This is a genomic window from Terasakiella pusilla DSM 6293 (genome assembly GCF_000688235.1).
Taxonomy (GTDB): Bacteria; Pseudomonadota; Alphaproteobacteria; order Rhodospirillales; family Terasakiellaceae; genus Terasakiella; species Terasakiella pusilla.
Genome location: NZ_JHYO01000066.1, coordinates 1 through 2,922, shown reverse-complemented (window position 1 = coordinate 2,922; position 2,922 = coordinate 1). Strand labels below are relative to the sequence as shown.

Sequence of the window (2,922 nt, the reverse complement as noted above, 5' to 3'; positions counted from 1 at the left end):
TCAGTTTTCCCATGTCTTTTCTCCTTATCCATGGATTTGAATAAGCCAGAAAAACTAACATTTCGTGTGGATCACTTTTTGGGGGCTACGCCATTTATCGGCACCGAAGATGCCTATCAGCACATTATAAACCGATTGATACGCCATCACCGTCTTGCGTGAACGATTACGAGCAGGATCATCCATATAACGATGGTAGAGGTCGTCAACGTGATGGATGGCTTCTTAGGTGTCGATACGGATAAAACATCCTGAACGACCGTTTCAATCAACGTTCTGAGACCGTCTTGGTCAAATGATGGTGGAGCTTTGATTTGGAGTTCTACTGTATCACTTCCCTGTATCAGTCTGGACCCGTCAAAATCGTCCATAGATGCTTTTCTTATCGCCGATTTTCTGATCGTTTTTGACCAGAATCGACCAAGTGTTACAGGCATACTCCGCCGGAGTGTTGTCATGGGTAAGATTATCGGTCTGGAAAAGCGTGGTGATGTATGGCGGTATCGACGATGGGTACCAACTGACGTTCGTCATATCATCGGTAAAGACGAACTCGTCAAATCTTTATATACCAAGGACTATAGGACCGCTGTAGAACGCTACAAAACCGTCAGCATTAAGATTGAAGCCATGTTTGACGATGCCCGTCAGCGACGCTTAAACGGACGATCTGAGTGGTCAAAACTGTTACAGGAAAGTGTTACAAGACCGTCTAGTTTTAAAGTTCCACCACACATCGGCGATGACGGTCTTCGAGCATTGATAAAAACGGTTGTAGAAGAGGTTCTGGAAAAGCAGTCACCCCACATTGGATGACCTGTACCATCGTTATATGGATGATCCGGCACGGTCTCGTTCAAAGAAGACGGTGATGACATACATCTCAGTTTATAATGTCCTGATGGAGATATTTGGTAAAGATCGGTTGATCTCGGATATTTCACGAGATGATTGCCGACAATTCATGGATGTCGTTCGGCATTTACCTGCCAATGCCAAGAAACGGTTTCCACGGAAAAGTCTGGTAGAAATATCAACCATCGCCCGTGAGAAAAAGATGACATCTATGGCACCACTCACGATTAACAAATATGTGAACAAACTGTCGGCAATGCTCAATTGGGCAGCTGAGGAAGAATTGCTTTATTCCCATTCCATTTCGCTGAATACCTGTTGAGCATTCCGTTTGGCTAATGCCTCGAATTGTTCCAAATGGCTAAATTGGGATTGATCAACATTAACCGAACCAATCATGTCGCCACCGTTTTCAAGGTGTTCGCCAATTTTCTCTCGAAGATTTGTGAGGTAGTTATAGGTTTGCTGCGTAGCGGCTTCTAATGTTGTCACATGTCCGTGCCCCGGCACGATTACTTTTGGTTTTAAGGCAGCAAGTTGCTCAAAAACACTAATCCAGCTTTTGGCATTTGATTGCGAACCAACACCTAAAATGCGTTCGACATAGATAATGTCACCAGAAAAGATGATTTCTTTTTCAGGCATAAAGACAAGGCTATCGCCCGGTGTATGGGCTTGACCGAAATGAAGAACTTTAATGATCTCTCCGCCAATTTTTAATTCAAATTCTGAATCGAAGGTCTGGTCTGCATATGAGGGGGTGGTTCCTTTCAAGCTTTCACCAAGGAAGCGTTCTAATGCGATCAGTTGATCATTTTCTCGATTTTTATGATCTTCCACTGCCGCAGAGGAGGCGATGATTTTTGCCCCTTTAGATTTCCAGTATCCGTTCCCCAACCATCGATGATCCTGTCCACCTGAGTTGATAACGTATTTGACGGGCTGCTTCGTGACCTTTTGGATTTCTTCGTCGATTTGACGTGCTCCGTTCCAACTACCGCCCGGATCAACAAGAACAACACCTTCATCGGTAATAATCACGCCAAATGTTGCGTTATTGGCGAGATTGTTGGCAGAGCGTTGCTCCTTTGGGCCAACCAAAGCATAGATGTTGTCAGTGATTTTTTGTGGTTCAAGGGCATATCCCGTTGTTGCCGATAACAGCAGGCCGCAAAAAAGAAGAAAAGATTTCATGTTACATTTCCGTATAACTTAAAAAGTATATATCCGGTCAAGTGCATATGCGATTGACAGAATATTCGTTTTAATATATATAAGTAAAATGAAACATGCAATCGAAACCTTTTCTGCCTTATCAGACCCTATACGCCTGAGGTGCTTGTCACTTTTGGCTGTCGAAGGGGAAGTTTGTATTTGTGAGTTCGTTTATACCTTGGAAGAAGCACAGCCTAAAATTTCTCGGCACATGAAGTCATTAAAAGGTGCAGGTCTGGTGCAATCTCGCAAAGAGGCCCAATGGATGCATTTTCGGATTTCAGAGCACATGTCTTCATGGCAGGAACAGGCTGTTGGTGCAGCTATCGTGGCGATGGTTGATTCCGAACAAGGCAAGAACGATGCAAAGCGTTTGAAGGCGATGAAAAATCGTCCGCCACGTTGAAAGGTGGTTTAAATGTTCGAATTTTTTACATGGCTTGCCGACGTACTGACCTATGACATTATGGGTATTGAACGAGCGACCAAATTGGCTGATGCCGTTCACTTCTTTATTGAAGATACCAGTAAAATCTTTTTCCTTCTAACTGGACCTGTACGGAAAAAGTGGAGTGCGTCTCGCTCACTTAGCCAGCCCGTCTTTCAAACTTGATGGGGCTGAGGCCATTCAGATATGAATGGCGTCTCTTTGCATTATCATCGTCCCGGCTTGCTGGGGAAAATCCATTTATATATTTGAACAATTCCTTTTTGGCATGATCGCGTGTCTGAAAGGCAAATTTCCAGACCATTTCCGCTGCTCCTCTCCCATAATTGATGCCATTGAGGAGTTAGTGAATTAGGCATGGCATGTAACGGCCGTTCTGTCCATCGTGTTCTGGGGTACCCCAG

6 protein-coding genes are annotated in these 2,922 nt (G+C 44.3%); 4 read left to right on the top strand and 2 right to left on the bottom strand.

What is annotated here, in order from left to right; all coding sequences use genetic code 11:
• Positions 1-456: 456 nt before the first annotated feature.
• Together Q397_RS0119995 and Q397_RS25170 are read left to right on the top strand one after the other, a co-directional pair.
• On the top strand, positions 457-816 hold the full coding sequence (locus Q397_RS0119995; protein WP_028880895.1) for a DUF6538 domain-containing protein: 360 nt from the start codon (positions 457-459) through the stop codon (positions 814-816).
• A gap of 55 nt (positions 817-871) precedes the next feature.
• A complete protein-coding gene (locus Q397_RS25170; RefSeq protein WP_156950822.1) occupies positions 872-1,177 on the top strand; it encodes a hypothetical protein in 306 nt (101 codons plus the stop codon).
• Here Q397_RS25170 and Q397_RS0119990 read toward each other — a convergent pair.
• Positions 1,144-2,049 carry an MBL fold metallo-hydrolase gene (locus Q397_RS0119990; protein WP_038015068.1) on the bottom strand — a complete coding sequence of 302 codons (906 nt, stop codon included), beginning with the start codon at positions 2,047-2,049 and terminating at the stop codon, positions 1,144-1,146. The two genes, Q397_RS25170 and Q397_RS0119990, sit on opposite strands and share 34 nt — an antisense overlap.
• Positions 2,050-2,137: 88 nt before the next feature.
• Between Q397_RS0119990 and Q397_RS0119985 the strand changes: the two genes are divergently transcribed.
• Both Q397_RS0119985 and Q397_RS25165 read left to right on the top strand, forming a co-directional pair.
• Entirely contained in the window at positions 2,138-2,476 is a 339-nt protein-coding gene (locus Q397_RS0119985) for a metalloregulator ArsR/SmtB family transcription factor (RefSeq protein WP_028880893.1), read from the top strand.
• 12 nt (positions 2,477-2,488) lie between these two features.
• On the top strand, positions 2,489-2,683 hold the full coding sequence (locus tag Q397_RS25165) for a hypothetical protein (RefSeq protein ID WP_156950821.1): 195 nt from the start codon (positions 2,489-2,491) through the stop codon (positions 2,681-2,683).
• On the opposite strand, the gene Q397_RS25610 is transcribed toward Q397_RS25165, so the two are convergent.
• Positions 2,658-2,822 carry an IS3 family transposase gene (locus Q397_RS25610; protein WP_169738024.1) on the bottom strand — a complete coding sequence of 55 codons (165 nt, stop codon included), beginning with the start codon at positions 2,820-2,822 and terminating at the stop codon, positions 2,658-2,660. The genes Q397_RS25165 and Q397_RS25610 overlap by 26 nt on opposite strands.
• Positions 2,823-2,922 lie beyond the last annotated feature (100 nt).